This window comes from Clostridioides sp. ZZV15-6597, from assembly GCF_020657815.1.
GTDB lineage: Bacteria > Bacillota > Clostridia > Peptostreptococcales > Peptostreptococcaceae > Clostridioides.
In genome coordinates, this window is record NZ_JAGWCT010000001.1 from 1 (window position 1) to 18,170 (window position 18,170).

The 18,170-nt window shown below is 25.6% G+C and carries 26 protein-coding genes; 24 read left to right on the forward strand and 2 right to left on the reverse strand.

The window, feature by feature from the left end:
• Positions 1-303 precede the first annotated feature (303 nt).
• From KGF52_RS00005 to KGF52_RS00015, 3 genes are all read left to right on the forward strand, one after another.
• Positions 304-2,181 (forward strand): site-specific DNA-methyltransferase, encoded by a 1,878-nt coding sequence (locus tag KGF52_RS00005; protein ID WP_227838696.1) that lies wholly within the window; start codon positions 304-306, stop codon positions 2,179-2,181.
• Between the two features lie 17 nt (positions 2,182-2,198).
• The gene (locus KGF52_RS00010; protein WP_227838697.1) at positions 2,199-5,162 is read left to right on the forward strand and encodes a DEAD/DEAH box helicase family protein; all 2,964 of its coding nucleotides are present in this window, start codon (positions 2,199-2,201) and stop codon (positions 5,160-5,162) included.
• A gap of 312 nt (positions 5,163-5,474) precedes the next feature.
• Positions 5,475-6,188 carry a LytR/AlgR family response regulator transcription factor gene (locus KGF52_RS00015; protein ID WP_227829035.1) on the forward strand — a complete coding sequence of 238 codons (714 nt, stop codon included), beginning with the start codon at positions 5,475-5,477 and terminating at the stop codon, positions 6,186-6,188.
• Positions 6,189-6,650: 462 nt separating this feature from the next.
• Here the strand turns inward: KGF52_RS00015 and KGF52_RS00020 are convergent, their stop codons facing one another.
• Entirely contained in the window at positions 6,651-7,004 is a 354-nt protein-coding gene (locus KGF52_RS00020) for a helix-turn-helix domain-containing protein (protein ID WP_227838698.1), read from the reverse strand.
• A 179-nt stretch (positions 7,005-7,183) separates the two neighbouring features.
• Between KGF52_RS00020 and KGF52_RS00025 the strand changes: the two genes are divergently transcribed.
• From KGF52_RS00025 to KGF52_RS00045, 5 genes are all read left to right on the forward strand, one after another.
• Entirely contained in the window at positions 7,184-7,354 is a 171-nt protein-coding gene (locus tag KGF52_RS00025; RefSeq protein ID WP_227838699.1) for a hypothetical protein, read from the forward strand.
• Positions 7,347-8,153 carry a phage antirepressor KilAC domain-containing protein gene (locus KGF52_RS00030; RefSeq protein ID WP_227838700.1) on the forward strand — a complete coding sequence of 269 codons (807 nt, stop codon included), beginning with the start codon at positions 7,347-7,349 and terminating at the stop codon, positions 8,151-8,153. Before KGF52_RS00025 ends, KGF52_RS00030 begins: the two co-directional genes overlap by 8 nt.
• 63 nt (positions 8,154-8,216) lie before the next feature.
• Positions 8,217-8,441 carry a hypothetical protein gene (locus KGF52_RS00035; protein ID WP_018112640.1) on the forward strand — a complete coding sequence of 75 codons (225 nt, stop codon included), beginning with the start codon at positions 8,217-8,219 and terminating at the stop codon, positions 8,439-8,441.
• Between the two features lie 23 nt (positions 8,442-8,464).
• Positions 8,465-9,001, forward strand: a complete 537-nt coding sequence (locus KGF52_RS00040; protein WP_227838701.1) for a hypothetical protein — start codon at positions 8,465-8,467, stop codon at positions 8,999-9,001.
• Between the two features lie 8 nt (positions 9,002-9,009).
• A complete protein-coding gene (locus KGF52_RS00045; protein WP_227838702.1) occupies positions 9,010-9,183 on the forward strand; it encodes a hypothetical protein in 174 nt (57 codons plus the stop codon).
• Here the strand turns inward: KGF52_RS00045 and KGF52_RS00050 are convergent.
• Entirely contained in the window at positions 9,163-9,540 is a 378-nt protein-coding gene (locus tag KGF52_RS00050; RefSeq protein WP_227825719.1) for a DUF2513 domain-containing protein, read from the reverse strand. The genes KGF52_RS00045 and KGF52_RS00050 overlap by 21 nt on opposite strands.
• A 136-nt stretch (positions 9,541-9,676) precedes the next feature.
• Here KGF52_RS00050 and KGF52_RS00055 point away from each other — a divergent pair, with 136 nt between their 5' ends.
• From KGF52_RS00055 to KGF52_RS00125, 16 genes are all read left to right on the forward strand, one after another.
• Entirely contained in the window at positions 9,677-9,910 is a 234-nt protein-coding gene (locus KGF52_RS00055) for a hypothetical protein (protein WP_227825718.1), read from the forward strand.
• Positions 9,911-10,077: 167 nt separating this feature from the next.
• Positions 10,078-10,383 carry a hypothetical protein gene (locus tag KGF52_RS00060; protein WP_227825717.1) on the forward strand — a complete coding sequence of 102 codons (306 nt, stop codon included), beginning with the start codon at positions 10,078-10,080 and terminating at the stop codon, positions 10,381-10,383.
• Between the two features lie 210 nt (positions 10,384-10,593).
• The gene (locus KGF52_RS00065) at positions 10,594-10,809 is read left to right on the forward strand and encodes a hypothetical protein (protein ID WP_227825716.1); all 216 of its coding nucleotides are present in this window, start codon (positions 10,594-10,596) and stop codon (positions 10,807-10,809) included.
• Positions 10,810-10,945: 136 nt separating this feature from the next.
• Positions 10,946-11,347 (forward strand): DNA ligase, encoded by a 402-nt coding sequence (locus tag KGF52_RS00070; protein WP_227838703.1) that lies wholly within the window; start codon positions 10,946-10,948, stop codon positions 11,345-11,347.
• A gap of 99 nt (positions 11,348-11,446) precedes the next feature.
• Entirely contained in the window at positions 11,447-11,950 is a 504-nt protein-coding gene (locus tag KGF52_RS00075) for a hypothetical protein (RefSeq protein WP_227838704.1), read from the forward strand.
• Positions 11,951-12,053: 103 nt separating this feature from the next.
• On the forward strand, positions 12,054-14,234 hold the full coding sequence (locus KGF52_RS00080; RefSeq protein WP_227838705.1) for an adenosylcobalamin-dependent ribonucleoside-diphosphate reductase: 2,181 nt from the start codon (positions 12,054-12,056) through the stop codon (positions 14,232-14,234).
• Positions 14,235-14,271: 37 nt separating this feature from the next.
• Entirely contained in the window at positions 14,272-14,646 is a 375-nt protein-coding gene (locus KGF52_RS00085) for a hypothetical protein (RefSeq protein ID WP_227821947.1), read from the forward strand.
• 12 nt (positions 14,647-14,658) lie between these two features.
• Positions 14,659-14,790, forward strand: a complete 132-nt coding sequence (locus KGF52_RS21315; RefSeq protein ID WP_021425183.1) for a hypothetical protein — start codon at positions 14,659-14,661, stop codon at positions 14,788-14,790.
• 35 nt (positions 14,791-14,825) lie between these two features.
• Entirely contained in the window at positions 14,826-15,233 is a 408-nt protein-coding gene (locus tag KGF52_RS00090) for a hypothetical protein (RefSeq protein WP_227838706.1), read from the forward strand.
• 22 nt (positions 15,234-15,255) lie between these two features.
• Positions 15,256-15,792: a hypothetical protein gene (locus KGF52_RS00095; protein ID WP_227838707.1), complete on the forward strand. Its 537-nt coding sequence runs from the start codon at positions 15,256-15,258 to the stop codon at positions 15,790-15,792.
• A gap of 20 nt (positions 15,793-15,812) precedes the next feature.
• The gene (locus KGF52_RS00100; protein ID WP_227838708.1) at positions 15,813-16,211 is read left to right on the forward strand and encodes a hypothetical protein; all 399 of its coding nucleotides are present in this window, start codon (positions 15,813-15,815) and stop codon (positions 16,209-16,211) included.
• A gap of 53 nt (positions 16,212-16,264) precedes the next feature.
• Positions 16,265-16,486 carry a hypothetical protein gene (locus KGF52_RS00105; RefSeq protein ID WP_227838709.1) on the forward strand — a complete coding sequence of 74 codons (222 nt, stop codon included), beginning with the start codon at positions 16,265-16,267 and terminating at the stop codon, positions 16,484-16,486.
• A 51-nt stretch (positions 16,487-16,537) separates the two neighbouring features.
• Positions 16,538-16,861, forward strand: coding sequence for a hypothetical protein (locus tag KGF52_RS00110; protein ID WP_227828928.1), 324 nt, complete (start codon positions 16,538-16,540; stop codon positions 16,859-16,861).
• 441 nt (positions 16,862-17,302) lie between these two features.
• Complete coding sequence (locus tag KGF52_RS00115) at positions 17,303-17,713, forward strand: hypothetical protein (RefSeq protein WP_227838710.1); 411 nt, start codon at positions 17,303-17,305, stop codon at positions 17,711-17,713.
• Between the two features lie 30 nt (positions 17,714-17,743).
• The gene (locus KGF52_RS00120; RefSeq protein ID WP_227838711.1) at positions 17,744-18,010 is read left to right on the forward strand and encodes a hypothetical protein; all 267 of its coding nucleotides are present in this window, start codon (positions 17,744-17,746) and stop codon (positions 18,008-18,010) included.
• 15 nt (positions 18,011-18,025) lie between these two features.
• Positions 18,026-18,169 (forward strand): hypothetical protein, encoded by a 144-nt coding sequence (locus KGF52_RS00125; RefSeq protein WP_227838712.1) that lies wholly within the window; start codon positions 18,026-18,028, stop codon positions 18,167-18,169.
• Position 18,170: the final 1 nt, after the last annotated feature.

The following is an 18,170-nucleotide window of genomic DNA, read 5'->3' on the forward strand; positions in this document are numbered from 1 at the left end:
CTATGTTGCAGTAACTATATTGTACAGATTTTTATTATTATCTAATTATTGATTTTAATTTATGTTCTTAATTACTGTTATTAATTTCTAATTTAAATTCCTATAACTATAGTGTTTTATCAAATATATCTCAAAAACAATTTATTTTTATGGTAATACTTGGAAATTATTTGTATCAAATATGCTATAATAAATAATGTTTAAATTTAAAAACTCATAAAAAATAGATTCTAATTTAAAAAATATAAATTAATTTTATTTAAATAAGAAATTCAATTAATGATTAAAAAGGAGGAAATTGCAATGACTGAATTGAATGGCCAAACACTTGATATTTTAGCAAAAAATATAGAAGAAATAAAATATTTATTCCCAGATGTATTTACAGAAAATAAAATTGATTTTGATAAATTAAAACAAATTTTAGGAGAATATGTAAATGATAATGTTGAACATTACAATTTTTCTTGGAACGGAAAAGGGAAAGCATTACGACTTGCACAATCACCATCAACTGGAACCTTGCGTCCAGATAAGGAAGAAAGTGTAGATTGGGATAACACAAAAAATTTGTACATAGAAGGTGATAATTTAGAGGTTTTAAAACTTCTTCAAAAAAGTTATTATGGTAAAATAAAAATGATTTATATTGATCCTCCATATAATACAGGTAAAGACTTTGTATATCCTGATAATTATCAAGATAACTTGGAGAATTATTTACATATTACTGGACAGTCTGGAGAAAATGGATCAAAAATTTCAACTAATACAGAAACTAGTGGTAGATATCATACAAATTGGCTTAATATGATGTATCCTAGATTAAGACTAGCAAGAAATTTATTATCAGATGAAGGAGTTATTTTTATCAGTATTGATGATATAGAAGCTGCTAATTTAAAAAAAATATGTTGTGAAATATTTGGAGAGGATAATTTTGTAGCAGATCTGATTTGGCAAAAGAAATTTTCACGATCTAATGATGCAACATATTTTTCTACTATGCATGATCATATTTTTTGTTTCTGTAAATTGAATATAAAAACAAGTGAAAATGGATGGAAATTAGGTTTACTGCCAAGAGGTTCAGAAATTCCTGATGGATATTCAAATCCTGATAATGATTATAGAGGGGTATGGACATCAGTAGTTTTATCAGCTAAATCTGGTTCGGAGAAACTTATTTATGATATTATAACTCCAAGTGGACGAGTGTGTATACCTCCAAGTGGACGATTTTGGAGTGTAAATAAAGAGAAATTTGATGAACTGGTAAAGGAGAATAGAATTTGGTTTGGAACAAAAGGAGACAGCATACCACGTTTAAAGACATTTTTATCTGAAGTCCAAGATGGATTACGACCAAATACAATTTGGTTTCATAATGAAGTTGGACATAATCAAGAAGGTAAACAAGAAACAAAAGAAATCTTTGATGGAGTAGGAGTTTTTGATAGTCCTAAACCAGTAAGATTGTTAAAATACATGTTAAAAATAGCTAATTTGAATAGTACAGACTTAGTTCTTGATTTTTTTTCTGGTTCATCTACAACTGCTCATGCAGTGATGCAATTAAATGCAGAAGATAATAAAGATTGTAGATTTATTATGGTACAATTTCCAGAATGTACAGATGAAAAAGATGAAGCATACAAAGTAGGATATAAAAATATATGTGAAATAGGAAAAGAGCGTATTCGACGTGTAGGTATAAATATAAAGAAAGAAGTAAATCTCTTAGACAAAAATATTGATGTCGGATTTAGAGTATTTAAGCTTGATACTTCTAATATTCGGAAATGGCAACCTAATTGTGAAGATTTAGAACAAAGCTTAATAAATTACATAGATAATTATGTAGAAGGTCGTTCTGATATAGATGTTATCTATGAAATTATGTTAAAGATGGGATTAGATTTAAATTACTTAGTAAAGGAAAATTATATTGATGGTAAGAAAGTTTATTGTATTGAACAGGGCAAATTGATAGTTTGTTTAGATGGTTATATTACTACTACTATCGCTGAAGGGATAACCAAACTTTATAACAAACAACAATTGAGATTATGGAAGATTGTCTTTAAAGATAATGGCTTTGTAAATGACAGTATAAAGGCCAATGTGTGTGAAATTTTAAAGTGTGCAGGTCTAGATGATGATTCATTTATTACACTATAGAAGGAGAGATTAATTTTATGAAACTACAATTTGACGCACATCTTGAATATCAAGAACAAGCTATTTCTTCAATAGTTGATATTTTCAAAGGTCAAGCACAGAATCAATTAAACTTTACTATTTCTTATAGTGCTGGGCAATGTGGTATATTTGACAGTAAAAATGGTGTTGGAAATAATTTGGAAATAAGTAATAAAAAAATCCTCGAAAATATTCAAAATATACAACTTCGTAATGGCATAGCTCAAATAAAAGAGTTGAATTCAATGGATTTTGATATTGAAATGGAAACTGGAACAGGAAAAACATATGTATATCTACGTACTATTTTAGAATTATATATGAAATATGGTTTTTTAAAGTTTATAGTTGTAGTCCCAAATATTGCAATAAAAGAAGGCGTTTACAAATCTCTACAAATTACAGAAGAACATTTTAAAAAAGTATATAATAATGTGATATATGATTATTTTATTTATGATAGTAATAAATTAGAACAGGTAAGAAATTTTGCAATAAGTGATAATGTTCAAATTATGGTTATAAATATTGATGCTTTTCGTAAAAGTTTTACAGATCCTACAAAACAGAATAAAGCTAATATAATTCATAGAAGTAATGACAAATTAAATGATATAAGACCAATTGACTTAATAAGAGAAACAAAACCATTTGTTATTATTGATGAACCTCAATCTGTAGATACTACACCAAAAGCAAAAGAAGCCATTAAATCATTAAATTCAACCGCAACTTTTCGCTATTCTGCAACCCATGTGAATAAACACAATTTAGTTTATAAACTAGATGCAATAGATAGTTATGATTTGGGGTTAGTAAAACAAATTGAAGTAGCAGGTTTTGTATCAAAGGAATCTCACAATAATGCATATATTAAATTTTTATCTGTAAATAATAAAAAAACTCCTATTAAAGCGAAATTAGAAATAGATAAAAATATAAAAGGCATTGTTAAGAGAGTAACTATAACAATTAAAAAAGGTGATGATTTGTATGAAAAATCAGGTGGACGTGATATCTATGAAGGATATATTATTAATGAAATATTTTGCGAGGAAGGTAAAGAGTATGTAAATTTTACAAGCAAACCTGAAATACTAAAGATTGGAAAACCTATAGGTTATGTTGACGATATAGTTATTAAAGAACAACAAATTCGTAAAACAATTGAAGAACACTTGAATAAAGAATTACTATTAAATAGATATGGAATTAAAGTATTATCATTATTCTTTATTGATCATGTAGCAAATTATCGTTATTATGATGAAAATGGAATACCACAAAAAGGTATTTATGCTAAAATATTTGAGAAACATTATAAAGAGCTTATATGTTTACCTAAATATAAGGCACTTTTTAAAGATATTGATTTAGATATAATAGCTCAAGATGTTCATAATGGTTATTTTTCAGTAGATAAAAAGGGTATATTAAAAGATACAAATGGTACAACAAATGATGATAATAATGCGTACAACTTGATTATGAAAGATAAAGAACGTCTTTTATCATTTGAGACTAAACTAAAATTTATTTTCTCACATTCAGCACTACGTGAAGGGTGGGATAACCCAAATGTATTTCAAATATGCACACTAAATGAAACAAATAGTGAAGTAAAAAAACGTCAAGAAATTGGAAGAGGTTTACGTTTGTGTGTAAATCAACATGGAGAACGTCAACATGGATTTGATATTAATACTCTTACTGTAATGGCAAATGAAAGTTATGAAGATTTTGTTTCTAAACTGCAAAAAGAATATGAAGAAGAAGAAGGAATTCGTTTTGGTGTACTTGAAACACATTCTTTTGCAAATATTCCTGTTAAAACTGTTGATGATAGTTTTGTCTATCTAGGTCAAGAAAAATCTGAACAATTATATAAATATTTTGAAATGAAAGGATATATTGATACTAAAGGAAATATTAAAGAGAATTTGAAAAAAGATATTAAAAATAATGAAGTCAGTATTCCTAATGAATTTGATTTATGTAAAATAAGTATTATTGATTTGTGTAAAAAAATTAGTGGAAATCTTAATATTAAAAATAATAAAGACAAGAAGAAAGTTAATTTAAATAAGCAAGTTTTTATTAGTGAGGAATTTAAAGAATTGTGGGAACATATAAAATATAAAACTACATATAATGTTGATTTCAATAGTGATACATTAATAAGAAAATGTTGTGATGAGTTACAAGAGTCATTAGTTGTAAGTTCTGAAAAGTTAGTATATACAAAAGCCAAAGTAGATATTAATGGTGGTGGCATAGAATCTGTAGAAACAGATAGAAGTACAGTTTTGACAACAAATAGTAGGGAGAAGCTTCCTGATATTATTTCTTATCTTCAAAACAGAACAAATTTAACTAGAAAAACTGTTGTAGAAATTTTAATAAAAAGTAATAGTTTATACTTGTTTAAGAAAAATCCTCAACGATACATGGAGGATGTTGCACAAGCAATAATTTCAATTATGAGAATTATTATTGTAGATGGAATTAAATATACAAAATTAGGTGATTCAGAATATTATGCTCAAGAATTATTTGAAACAAAAGAATTATTTGGATATTTGGGGCATAATATGATTTCAAGTGAAAAATCTGTGTTTGATTATGTTATATATGATAGTGAAAGTGAAGAAAATTTTGCTAAAAGTTTTGAGAATAATTCTAGTGTACAATTATATGCAAAATTACCTAATTGGTTTAAAATTCCAACTCCATTAGGTTCATACAATCCAGATTGGGCTGTATTAATTGAAGAAAATGGTGAAGATAGATTGTATTTTGTATTGGAAAGTAAAAAAAATATTCTTTCAGATTCACTTAGACCAAAGGAAAATGCAAAAATTCACTGTGGGTATAGACACTTTGAAGCTATTGATAAAGGAGTTATTTTTAAAAAAATTGATGATTTTAATATTTTTATTGAAGATGCGTATAGTAATTAAGATATTAGAGTAGAAGTATATAAAAAAGACAGTTTAACTACTGTCTTTTTTTGCATTTAGTACGATTGGTCATAAATATTGGTAATAAATAGAGAGCATAGTTGTATATTTGTATATAAACACTACATTTATCTTTATAACATTCAAGTATATTTTTTATGTAACAATAAATTATATTAATATAAAAATATATTCTACATACATAAAATGATAAAAAAACTATTTATAATACATTAAATTACAAAAAAACTAAAAAGGTATATGTCGAAAATATATAATATTCAATGACTATATACTTTAAGGAGTGATTTAATGATTATAATTATTTGTGAAAATGATGATATGCAAAGAGATATCATCTATGATTTTGTTAAGATATTTTTAACTAAAATCAAGATAAAACATTATGACATTTTAATGTTTAAGAATGGAGAAGAACTATTAGAAGAATATCCAAATAAAGTTGATTTAATTTTAATGGATATAAATTTAGGGGGCAGAAATGGATTTGATATTTCAAAAGATATTAGAAAATTTGATAAAGATGTAAGAATAGTTTTTGCAACTGCATCAGATAAGTATGCTATTAGAGGTTATGAGATAAATGCATTTAGATATATGATAAAACCAATATATTATAAAGAGTTTGAAAAATCTATGCTTGATTTTGCAATTGATTGGAGGAAAAGAGAGGCTATTATTACAATAAAAAGAAAAAGCCAAATAATAAAAATAGATGAGCATAATATTTTATTTGTTGAAATAGTGAATAGAAAACTAAGAGTTGTTACTAAGAATGAAGAGTATATAATAAATGATAAAATGGATATATTTGAAGAAAAATTGAAAGAGGATATATTTTTTAGATGTCATAAGAGCTATCTTATAAATTTACTAGAGGTAACTAATTTTAATTACAATTTTGCTTATTTAACAAGAGATAAAATAAAAATTAAAGTAGCTCCTAAAAAGACAAAAGAACTTAAAGAGAAACTAGCTGATGTTTTTAGTGAAATATTATGGTAAACCAGAAAGATTTGTTTTTAACAATCGAATGTATATTCTTAATAAAAATATGGATAAGAGTTATAATATTATTGTGTAGGAAAATAGGAAAAATATTAATATTTTTGAACATTTTGACATTAATTGTGATTTTAGTGTTGAATTTCTGTTAAAAAAATCTTATCATTTAATCAAGAAAATCTACTGTTATAGAGTAGATATATTGTTAATTATAAATAATTATTGAGATAAAATTTTTTGTTTCTATCAAGAACGAATGTTCTGTAAATAGGAATAGGGTGAGGGGATGTTTATTAAAGGATATTAGATTATTTTACTTATTTCATACTGCATATATGGGGGTTATATAATAATGAAAAAACAAGTAACAAAAGAAATACTTAAAATGCTAGAAAAAATGGATTTATCTTATTTACTCATAATCAAAAGTTTTGTATCTAAATTAAAATAGCCCTTATTGGGCTATTTACTAAGTTTATCAATTACTTTCTGTATAACTTCTCTTTCGTCATCAGTAAGTTCAGCAAATGTTAAGAATACTTTTTTTAAAAATTCATCATTGCTTGAGAATGTCTTACCCATCATTGCTGCTAATTCAATATCATCTATATTTTTAAACATTTCTCCATTTCCATTTCGCAACCAGTCCTCATTTACATTAAAAACTTCACATATTTGAAATATAAATCTATCTGTTAGCTTTCTTTCTCCTTTTTCAAGTCTAGAAATAGTTGTATCACTTACTAATAATTTTTCTGCAAATTCTTTTTGCGAGAGACCTAATTTAACTCTTAATTCTTTTAAATTTTCATTCATATTTACACCTCCTATTATATAGTATATTAAGAAAAATTGACAATGTCAATAAACTGAACCTGATAAGTTGCATAAAGCAAAAAAAATGATTGACAAATACAGGATGTGGTACTACAATGTAAATATACATAACGCAACTTTAAAATTGACAAACGCAAATAAAGTAGGAGGTGTATTGTTTGTATAATAGTACTGATAAAAAATTAATAAATTTATTTGAATCATTTAAAAAAATAGACTATACAGAACAAAGTTTAGTGTATTTTTTATCTTTAAGCTTTATAGTAAATAGAAAATGTTATAAAGATGCAAATTTATATAGTAGGAAAGGTGAATGTAATTATGAATGATTTAAATATCAAAGGAAAACAAAAATTCATGAATTTAGAAATACCTATTATTGAAGGTGGTTTTGGTGAAGATAAAAAATGTATGACGGATAAGACTATATCTGAAATACATAATCAGCCTAATTTTAAAATAAGAGAGAGGATAAAAGATAATATAAAAAGATTTAGAGAAGATATAGATATTATAGATTTAAAAGTTATCCGTGACACGGATGACAATTTAGAACTATTACAAACACTTGGATATAGTAAAATGCAAATATCAAAAGCTGATAATATATTTTTATTATCTGAAAGAGGATACTCAAAATTAATTAAGATAATGGATACTGATTTAGCTTGGGAAATACACGATAAAATAATGGATGAATACTTCAATATGAGAGAACAGCTTACAGATAGTTATATGATTCAAGATTCTATTGAAAGAGCTAAAAGATGGATAGAAGAAGAAAAAGAAAGATTATTACTTAAAGAAACAATTCAAGTTCAGCAGCCTAAAGTAGAATATCATGACAAAGTATTAAATCCTGAAAAATTAGTTACGACAACAGATATTGCGAAAGATTTAGGAATGACAGCACAAGCATTAAATAAATTACTACATTTAAACAGAATTATATATCCAGAAAGAATAAATGGTCGAATAAAATGTTGGAAACCATATAAAGATTATTTATGGTTGATACCTGAATATGCAGATTTTAAAATAACAGAACATGATACGCAGCTTAAATGGACTGAGATAGGTAGAAAATGGTTGATAGAATTTGTAGAGAACATTAAAAAAATAAGTTAAATCAAGAAGTTAAAATGTACTTTGAAAAGTAGATATTTAAAAATATAAAAGATAGGTGATTAAATGATAAAACAAATACTAAATAAAAGAGGTAGTCTATTAAATCTAGCAAGTGAGTATTTGACAGAACAAGACTACCTCAAGTTTCAAGGATGGTATACACATAGATATAGTAAGCTGGATGCTTATGATGCTTCTATAAATGAATATTTAAATTATAAAAACGACAAAAAATTAATAACTTATGTATTTAATTTAAAATTTCAAGAAGCTCTCATAGAAATATAATATTACTAAAAATGGTGATTGAAATGAATTATAATTATGTAACTAAAATTGACTTGAAATATGGAAATACACAATTTGGATTTGAGAAATATAGCGATGCTTTAGATAAGTACAGAGAACTTAAAGAAGAATTTAAGTATGTTCCATGTATTATAAAACTTCATTCATATGTAGCACATCAAGATTTATATGTGAAAGAAATTAAAGCTGATGGTTTTGAAAAGAAATATTCAGATACTAAAAGTTTAATAAATTTATTCAAGGAAGATAAACAAAGAATATTAAATGAATTAAGTATCTGTGATAGAAAAAAAGAAGAAATATTACATGTAATAGAAGAAATGAATTTAGATACAACTTCTTTAAATCATAAAATTGATACTATTAAAGAATTAAAAAATATTTTAGTTAAAAGGAGGCTAGTAAAATGTGAACTAAACAAGTACTTAGCATTTGATAATACTTTAAATGAAATTAATCAAAAACTAGATAAGTATGAAACTAAATATAAACCACTAGAGAATCAAGGGAAGAGTAAATTTAAGAAAAATAAAAAGTAGGTGATTAAATGCATGATATAAGAATAGAAACAAATCGAAATATAACAAAAGTTATAATTAATGGACATGATATAGGTGATATTATTGGGTGTAAAATAATAAGTTCATTTGTTGAAAGTGGAATGAAAAATGAACTTACTATTAAACTATCTGTGAAAAATTTAGAAATTATTACTAATTAGATTGGTTATAACATTAGATGCAATTTCAGTTAAAACATTAATAGATGTAGAACCAACTTTTGAAGCAACTTCTTTAGTTTTATTCCAATTTGTGTTTAAACGTACATTAGCTAAGAATTCATGACCTAAAGGTGTTAAATCATCAATAGTACAATGAGCTGAAGTCCAAGAAATTCTGGTAAAAAAACCGTATAAATTACATTGCCTTATATGATATGAAATCTCTTCATCATTATATCTTTGTAATAAGTCATAGTTGTTTTCTTCTTTTCTGTTATAATACATGACTTGAGAGAAACTTGTATTTTCTTCTACAGTCAATAATAAATCTCTAATACAATCAGGGTTTAGTTTCATAATGTTACCACCTTTTAAATTAATTTGAATTTCTTAAGTTAATTATATCAAATATATAGTTGGGGTACATAAATTTTTTAGGATGATTGAAAAATGTGGTTGTAAATGTAATAAGAAAAATTATAAGGAGGTATATATGGAGAATAAGGTTGAATTAACGCAGGAAGATGTCAAAAGTGTTTTTGTTGCTTTAAATACTATTAAATATATCTGTGAGAAATCTAAGCATTGTAAAAATTGTCCTCTTGGATATATGGAGAATGTAGAGGAACATAATTGTATGTTATATAGATTAATGAAAAATGATTTATTACCAGTTGATTGGTGTATAAAAGAGGTTCCAAGATTATTAGATACAACATCTATTTAAAGGCAATAAGGAGGTGTGCAAAATGAAAAATAAGCCTGTAAGTGTTAAAAAATGTGAATGTGGAGGAGATATATATGAACTTAATACAAAATTAGGCATTATATATCAATGTAAAAATTGTGGCGAGATGTATAAATAAATCAATAAGATATTGGGGGATTAATTATATGAGTAAAGTTTGGATAGATGCAGGGTCATTTTTAGAAAATGCTGAAGGTAAAGTACATGTATTTAAACATAATATAAATAGAAATGAACAAGAATGTTCAATTAATTTATATAAATTAAATTCTAAAGGTCAAGGGAGAAAAAGTAAAAAAATAGAATGTTTCAATATTAATACAGGAGAAGTTAAAGAGTTTTTGGGAGGTATAGAAGCAAGTGAATATTTGAATGTCAGCTTGAGTTATATTTTTCGTTTAGTTAAAGAAAATAAGGTAACCAGTCATGGGTGGAAAGTGAAATATGTTTAAGATATTATAGATAGAATTATTGAATATAAATCACGAAATTGAACAAAATTTAGTGTTTTCAATGATGACAAAAGTGTAACAAGGATAATAAATATATAAGGAGTGATTATTATCAAGAGTCTAAGGTGTATATTTAGACACAAGTTTTCAAGAGTAAAAGATTGTCAATTAATCACAACAAGAAGTCAACAATATACTTGTAAAATTTGGATGTGCAAATATTGTGGAGAGATTATAGCTGGAGCGACTCCTGTGTATCATCCTAATATGAAAATAAATGAGTATTGTATAAAATGTGAGTTTTTAGCATGTGTAAATAATTATGATGGATATTGTAACGCTAAAGATAGAGAAATTGAATTTAAGTCTATTTGCTTAGACGGTGATAAAGAGACTTTAGAATGTAAAAATTTTGATTTAGAATAAATTTAACTTAAATATGAGGATTTTAAAATATGAAAATAAATATATTTGTTAAAAAAGTATTTTTATATGATTTTACCTAGTAGATATAATAAGAATTTAAATCAAGATATACAAAAATTACAAAAGGAGGTTTTTAATGAAAGAACTTTTAGAAGTAAAAAATATATTTGACAGTTTAGCAGCTACATCTAGTAGAAAAGAAAAAGAGAGAATATTAGAAAAATATAAAAATAATAGAATGTTTGTTGAATGTTTACAATTTCTGCTAGATTCAAATATTCTAACTGGAATATCTAAGAATAAAGTATGTAAGAAGTTAAATAATACTAGTCATAATGAATTAGAAAACATATATGATATGATTGACTATTTAATTAAGAATAATACTGGCAGAAACATAGATGTAAAAACAATACAAGTATTTGCCAGTAAAGATGAAGAATTAAAGGATTTTATTTTTAATTTAGCTACAAAATCAATTAAATTAGGAATAACATATAAGACTGTAGATAAAATAATGCCAGGTTTAATTATCTAATAAATTTTGTATTTTTTAAAAAAACTATTGAGAACATAGAGGTTATATGATATAATAAAAATATAATAAGAACAGAGAAGGTAAAAAGGAGGTAATGAGATGACTGACAAAATAATAATAGCAAGTGTAGATGGAGAGGAAATGATATTTAGAACTGAAATGAAAAAGTTAGAAAAAGGAGACAGTCTTATAGTTTCTGTAAATGGTGTAAAAAGATTAGCTCTATTCATTAGGTATATAAGTACCTGTGAAGAATATATAGAAGATATAGCATTTCAAAAAGTAGATGAAATATTATATGAAAACACAATTGCCAAAGAAAAAGAAAGAGTTAAAAAGGTATTTAAAGATAAGTGTATGAAAAATTATAAACCTATTGTTAATATAGAAATAGACTCTTATTTGAGAGAATGTGGTTTCAATTGTGATGGCAGACAATTTTTCAAAAGTATAGATAATACACAAATTTTAATTAGTAGGGATTGTGATAAAGATGTTTTGATTGTATCGAAAGGTTTGACGATAACCAAAACAGATATAACAAATAAAAATTTAATTACAGTTATTAAAATAATAAATAATAGTCTATTAATAGTTAGGTAATAGAAATAAAGATTGGTCTTTTAAGAATAGAAAAAAATATTTTTAAGTGAATTAGTGTTCTAATGTATTATAAAAATATTTTTAAATAAAAGGGAGTGATTTAATGATAGGTTGGGAAATGAATGAAATGCAAAATGCAATATGGAATAATAAATATAGGAATAATAATGAAACCTTTAATGAATGGCTCAATAGAGTGTCTAATGGAGATAAAGAAGTAAGGAAATTAATGCAAGAAAAAAAATTCTTGTTTGGTGGTAGAATATTAGCTAATAGAGGATTACAAAATGATGGAAGAAAAATAACTTATTCAAACTGCTATGTTTTAGCAACTGGTGATTCTATTGAAGATATATACCAAACATGTAGTGATACTGCAAGAACCTTTTCTTATGGAGGAGGGGTAGGAATTGATATATCTAAGTTAAGACCTAGAGGAGCAAAAGTCAATAATTCAGCTAAATCTACAACTGGTGCAGTTTCATTTATGGATACATATTCCTTAGTTGCTGAAACAATAGGTCAAAGTGGTCGTAGAGCTGCTTTAATGATATCTCTCGATATTAATCATCCAGATATTGAAGAATTTATAAATATTAAAACAGATTTAAACAAAATTACTAAAGCTAATATATCTGTAAGAATAACAGATGAATTTATGCAAAAAGCTACAGGGATAGATTCAAATCCAATGTATAATTGTTCTTTTACAAGAGAAGAGACTGGTGAAATTATAGTTAAAGAAATAAATGCTAAAGAACTATTTAATAAACTATGTGAAAATAATTGGAATTATGCAGAACCAGGGATTTTATTTTGGGATAAAATAAATAATTATAATTTATTGAGCGAGGATGATGAATTTGAATATGCAGGCGTAAATCCCTGCGCCGAAGAGCCGCTTCCAGCAGGTGGTAGTTGTCTTTTAGGCTCATTTAACTTAAGCGAATATGTTAAAGAAGATAAAACTTTTAATTATAATGATTTTAGAAAAGATATAAAAATAGTAGTAAAAGCAATGAATGATGTTTTAGATGAAGGTCTACCTTTGCATCCATTGAAAATCCAAAAAGATACAGTTAGAAATTACAGACAAATAGGTATTGGAGTTATGGGAATAGCTGATATGCTCATAAAAATGAATGTAAGATATGGTTCAGAAATGGCCATTGAATTATGTAACGTGATAGGTAAATGTTTAGCAGATGAAACACTAAAACAATCAGCCTTATTATCAAAAAAATATGGTACATATCCAAAATATAAAGAATGTATTTTAAAATCAGAATTTATTCAAGAAAATGCATCTCATGAAACACTAGAATTAATAAAAAGATATGGTCTTAGAAATTCACAACTTTTAACAATAGCTCCAACTGGAAGTATATCAACTATGCTAGGAATATCTGGAGGAATAGAACCAATCTTCGCCTTTTCTTACACTAGAAAAACTGAAAGTTTACATGATAAAGAGAAATATTATAAAGTTTACACACCTATAGTTAAAAAATATATGAGAGAAAACAACATTGAAGATGAAAATACACTTCCTGATTACTTTGTAACAGCAACAATGCTAACTCCAAAAGAACGTATTTTAATGCAGTCAGCATTTCAGAAACATATAGATGCAAGCATCTCCTCCACTGTAAATTTACCATATGAAGCAACAATTGAACAGGTTGAAGAATTGTATTCATTAGCATGGGTTAATGGATTAAAAGGATTGACAATATATAGAGCTGGTTGTAAACGTGAAGGGATTCTTACAACTAATACTATAAATAACACACAAGAGCTTAAGAGAGGAGACTGGAAACCTGTATCAAATGATGCTGTTTTGTATAAGAAAGAGCTATATGTTGGATGTGGCAAATTAATTTTATTTATATCTTATTCCGAGACAGAAGAAGATATACAAGAGTTATATGTGACAAAGGCTGGTTCAGGTGGGTGTGAAAAACTTCTTGTGACTGCAACAATCGCAATGTCTGGAATGCTTAGACTTGGAGGAACTTTAGATAATATAGAAAAAGCTTTAAGGGGTGTTAATACTTGTCCTAGTTTTGCTACAAGTAGAGCAAAAGGAAATATATTAGACAGAGGAAATCATTGCGGTATTACTATTTTAAATGCTGTAAAAGATTTTCTTAAAGAAAAACAAGGAGAAAAAATAGAGGAATCTAAAGAATTTAATCCAAAATGTCCTGAATGTGGGCTAGAGATTCAAATGATGGAAGGATGTATGACTTGTCCTAATTGTGGGTGGAGTAAATGTAATTAAATTAAGAGGGATTATTCCCTCTTTGGAGGTGAATTAAATGGAATTTAGTGAACAAATTATAAAAATTTTAGATAATTTAAGTGATAAAGTTGGGATGACTATAGACTGGTCTAATACTAATGTAATTCCATATTTACAAACATTAACTACTAAATATATTAATTATGAGGTATCTACAAGTATATTTTGGATAGTTATATGTGTAATTGGAATAGTTGTTGGTGCTTTATTGATTTATATAGATTGGAAATATGATAAAGGGGATTTTCCAGTATTTATAGCTCTTGGTTTATTTTTTATAGTTCTTTCTGTTGTTTTTATAATTATACAATCAATAGATATAATAACAGCAAAGACATTTCCAGAAAAAATTATACTTAATTATTTATTAGAAATAAAAAATAATATTTAGAGGATGATTGTTATGACCAAAAAAGAATTTACTACTAAATTTCTTAAAGAGCAGCAGAGAAGAATAAAGGTTTTATATTATGAAGTTGAAAATTTCAAGATGGATAGAAGGTTTAATGAGAGGAAAAAGTCTAGGAGACATTAAAATGTTTCTTTTAATGTAAGGAGGAAAGTAGATATATGTATTTTGAAACAGATATTATAAAAAATAAGAATGCTGTAAATAAAATAATAAAATATTGTGGGGGAAATACTGAAAAATTAGAAGATTGGTTAAAAGAAATAGAAAATAAAAATATAAATAGTTTAGAAGAATTAAGAGAATATCCATTGAAAAGAAATTACATATTTGTGTTTTCAAAAGAGGAAGCTCCTAATTTAAATAAGCTTATAAAAATAAAGTTAAGAGAGAATTATTTAGAAAAACATGAGGTTTGTAGTTTAGAAAATCTCTTAAGTATGTTAAATGATGAGATTGTAGATTTAAGTAAAAGTGATATCTCTTATGAAGATAATATTGAATGGATTGAGAATTGTAAAAAAGAATTAATTAAATTAAAGGTAGGGAGTATTTGTATAGACTGGTAGGAAAAATTAAAGGAGTGATGTTGTGAGATTCTATTGTGAGAATTGTAATAAGTATTTTAATGTAGAAGAAACATTGGAAGAATATAATTATTTCTTAAATGAAGATATAATGATATGCCCTAGTTGTAAAAAGGATTTAATACCTATAGCTAGGAGAACAGAATTATCATTAGGTTTTGATAGTGATACAAACCAATTAACTTATGTTGAATATGATTCTAGTGATTATAGTCTACTTAGAAAGATAAATACAGATGTTGAAGATGTAGTAAAACCTATAATACATTACATAAAAAGTTTAAATAAAAAGAGTTTAGATTTAAATGGAATTACAATAACAATGAATGGGAATAGAGAAGGAAAAAGACTTGATGGATTAAGCCATGAAGAAGGATTAATTATGGATAATTTAATAAATGCATGGAATGGTTTTTGTAAATTAAAAAAACAACATCCTTCTGAATTTAATGATTTTCAAAATGCGATACATCAAGCACAACAAATATTAGGGTTAAGAGTTTTAAGAAATGATTATCCAGAAGGTTGGATTAAAAAATAAATATAACAAGGAGTGAAATCATGTCTACAAAAACTATATTAAAAAATATAGATATAAAAGATGAAAAATCAGCAGAAAGACTAATATCAGTTTTGGAAGAGTCGGAAAATAAACAAGATTCAGATTCAGTTATTAAAAAGATATTTGAATTAATAGATAGTTCTATTTCCTCTTATATTATATATGGAACTCCAAAAGCATTAAGTAAATTCGAAAGCATCTTAAATATCTTTAAAATAGACAAAGCAAATTCTCAACATGTTCAAAAATTTATAAAAGTACCAGCAATAGATTTAGGTAAATACTGTGATTATAAAAATAATAAAGCCCTTTTTGATGATAATATACTGTACATTATTCCAAAAGATACAAAATTAAAAATATATGAAGATGAATATAAGTATGTTGCTTTGGAATAGATGAAGTTGTATATGTGATTAAAAGACAGATTTTAAAAAGAAAGGATATTATAATGGAGAATAAAATAGAAGTTGGAAGCATATGGGGATTAGAAGATTGTATGGCACAACATCAATGTGTAGGAATAAAATTTAAAGTGATTTCTATTTCATATATAGAAGAATTTAATAAAAGACTTGTAACGTTTATGGAAATTGAAGAAAAAGAAGAAGACACTTGGATAGATGCAAATTGGGAAGATGTTTTTTTAGATGTTTTTTTTAAATTAGATTAATTAAAACAACAGTTTTAAGATGAATAAAATTTAAAAGGAGGATTAATAAATATGGATAACAAAGTATTGATACAGTTAACGAATGGAGCAATAGTAGACATAACAACAGAGCAAGGATACTCAAGTGGATGTGAAACATGTGACTATGGTAGCTGTTATACAACAGACTTAATAATAATATATAAGAATAAAAAGAGGGATATTATAAGAGATGAGTCGATGTATGATTATGGGATGTCTTTGTCGTCTATTATGAAAGTTGTCTTAAATCATCAAGAAGATATAGAAAAGTTAAAAGAAGAGGAGTTAGCAGAATTTATAAAAAATAAATTAGAAAATGAGCATGGTTGTGATGAATTAAAAATATTCAATTAAAATCTTAATTTTAAATGGAGGTACATATGAAATTTGAAAATAACATGATTAAATACAATTTAGACTTTAATAACTATGATATATAATATGAAACTAATAATTTATGAGGTGTAATAATAATGATAGATAAATTTAATTATGAATTATATAATGAGTTTCCGCATTTATCACCAATAATAGAATTGTATAATTTAAATATAGATTACATAAGAGAAGTTGTGAGTATACTTATCAATACAGATATGACATTTCAAAGGTTTAAATATTCCAAATCTAGGGTTGAGTGTTCTATGAAAGCGTATATTATTTCACCTAATAGTAGGCTAAGCGTTGTATTCGCATACGATTGTGAATTAAATGGAATTGACTTAGACAACCTGAAGGTAATTATATGAGTATAAACAAATAAAAATAATACTTTATAAGAAAGGTAAATTGAATATGTGTAAGTTTTGTGAAAGTATAATTGATAATACAAAAGATATACTTTTAACCTCAAGAAGTAGATTGTTAGAAGATAATACATGTGAAATTATAGCAGAAGATAATTGTGATAATTGCGATGATGGATGTTATGAATACTTTAAATTAAATGGATATAAAAGCAGAGGAAATATATATATTAATATTGACTACTACAAAAATATTAGAAAAGTAATAATTGCTCCATGTTCAGAATCATTACATATAAACTATTGCCCATATTGTGGCAAACAAATATCTAAAGATATAAAAGATTTTAATAATATTCCTGAACACATTGTAGATATTAGATATAAAAATGGTGATGTATATGATTATGATATGGAAAAATCTGTACAAGAAGTCATGGATAATACAAGCGATAATTAAATAAACTGATACTTTTAATAGGAGGTAAATGTGAATCTTTGGTCTAAAATTGAAGAACCAGTAATGAGAGCAATAAGTGGAATAATATTTAATATATGGGGAAGTGTTTGTTTTTCTATAGAGTACATAGAAGAAAATAAACAAATAGAGTTAGAAATATATGATAGACCTTATAGGTATGAAAGTAAAAAAATAGTTGTTGAGAAGTTATTTGATTACAAGTTAATAAATGCAGATTATAAAGAAGCTCATGATATTGTTTCTATGATAGAAAAATTTTTATTAGAAAATTATTAAAAGGAGATATTTAAAATGAATAAAGAAATTAAAAATTATATAACAGCAGTAAATTACTTACTTGATAATTTAGAATATATGATGGAGGATGAAGAATTCGATAATGAAAAGCTACAGAAAAGAATTGATGTAATTAGAAAATTTGAAAGAGAGTTATAAG

Bases quoted from the DNA above. Each gene is read 5' to 3' on its own strand.
- KGF52_RS00105 (WP_227838709.1), top strand. From the start codon at position 16,265: ATGGAGAATAAAATAGAAGTTGGAAGCATATGGGGATTAGAAGATTGT.
- KGF52_RS00090 (WP_227838706.1), top strand. From the start codon at position 14,826: ATGTATTTTGAAACAGATATTATAAAAAATAAGAATGCTGTAAATAAA.
- KGF52_RS00110 (WP_227828928.1), top strand. From the start codon at position 16,538: ATGGATAACAAAGTATTGATACAGTTAACGAATGGAGCAATAGTAGAC.
- KGF52_RS00100 (WP_227838708.1), top strand. From the start codon at position 15,813: ATGTCTACAAAAACTATATTAAAAAATATAGATATAAAAGATGAAAAA.
- KGF52_RS00020 (WP_227838698.1), bottom strand. From the start codon at position 7,004: ATGAATGAAAATTTAAAAGAATTAAGAGTTAAATTAGGTCTCTCGCAA.
- KGF52_RS00010 (WP_227838697.1), top strand. From the start codon at position 2,199: ATGAAACTACAATTTGACGCACATCTTGAATATCAAGAACAAGCTATT.
- KGF52_RS00115 (WP_227838710.1), top strand. From the start codon at position 17,303: ATGTGTAAGTTTTGTGAAAGTATAATTGATAATACAAAAGATATACTT.
- KGF52_RS00045 (WP_227838702.1), top strand. From the start codon at position 9,010: ATGCATGATATAAGAATAGAAACAAATCGAAATATAACAAAAGTTATA.
- KGF52_RS00005 (WP_227838696.1), top strand. From the start codon at position 304: ATGACTGAATTGAATGGCCAAACACTTGATATTTTAGCAAAAAATATA.
- KGF52_RS00040 (WP_227838701.1), top strand. From the start codon at position 8,465: ATGAATTATAATTATGTAACTAAAATTGACTTGAAATATGGAAATACA.
- KGF52_RS00075 (WP_227838704.1), top strand. From the start codon at position 11,447: ATGACTGACAAAATAATAATAGCAAGTGTAGATGGAGAGGAAATGATA.
- KGF52_RS00060 (WP_227825717.1), top strand. From the start codon at position 10,078: ATGAGTAAAGTTTGGATAGATGCAGGGTCATTTTTAGAAAATGCTGAA.
- KGF52_RS00065 (WP_227825716.1), top strand. From the start codon at position 10,594: ATGTGCAAATATTGTGGAGAGATTATAGCTGGAGCGACTCCTGTGTAT.
- KGF52_RS00055 (WP_227825718.1), top strand. From the start codon at position 9,677: ATGGAGAATAAGGTTGAATTAACGCAGGAAGATGTCAAAAGTGTTTTT.
- KGF52_RS00015 (WP_227829035.1), top strand. From the start codon at position 5,475: ATGATTATAATTATTTGTGAAAATGATGATATGCAAAGAGATATCATC.
- KGF52_RS21315 (WP_021425183.1), top strand. From the start codon at position 14,659: ATGACCAAAAAAGAATTTACTACTAAATTTCTTAAAGAGCAGCAGAGA.
- KGF52_RS00050 (WP_227825719.1), bottom strand. From the start codon at position 9,540: ATGAAACTAAACCCTGATTGTATTAGAGATTTATTATTGACTGTAGAA.
- KGF52_RS00085 (WP_227821947.1), top strand. From the start codon at position 14,272: ATGGAATTTAGTGAACAAATTATAAAAATTTTAGATAATTTAAGTGAT.
- KGF52_RS00035 (WP_018112640.1), top strand. From the start codon at position 8,217: ATGATAAAACAAATACTAAATAAAAGAGGTAGTCTATTAAATCTAGCA.
- KGF52_RS00080 (WP_227838705.1), top strand. From the start codon at position 12,054: ATGATAGGTTGGGAAATGAATGAAATGCAAAATGCAATATGGAATAAT.
- KGF52_RS00070 (WP_227838703.1), top strand. From the start codon at position 10,946: ATGAAAGAACTTTTAGAAGTAAAAAATATATTTGACAGTTTAGCAGCT.
- KGF52_RS00030 (WP_227838700.1), top strand. From the start codon at position 7,347: ATGAATGATTTAAATATCAAAGGAAAACAAAAATTCATGAATTTAGAA.
- KGF52_RS00125 (WP_227838712.1), top strand. From the start codon at position 18,026: ATGAATAAAGAAATTAAAAATTATATAACAGCAGTAAATTACTTACTT.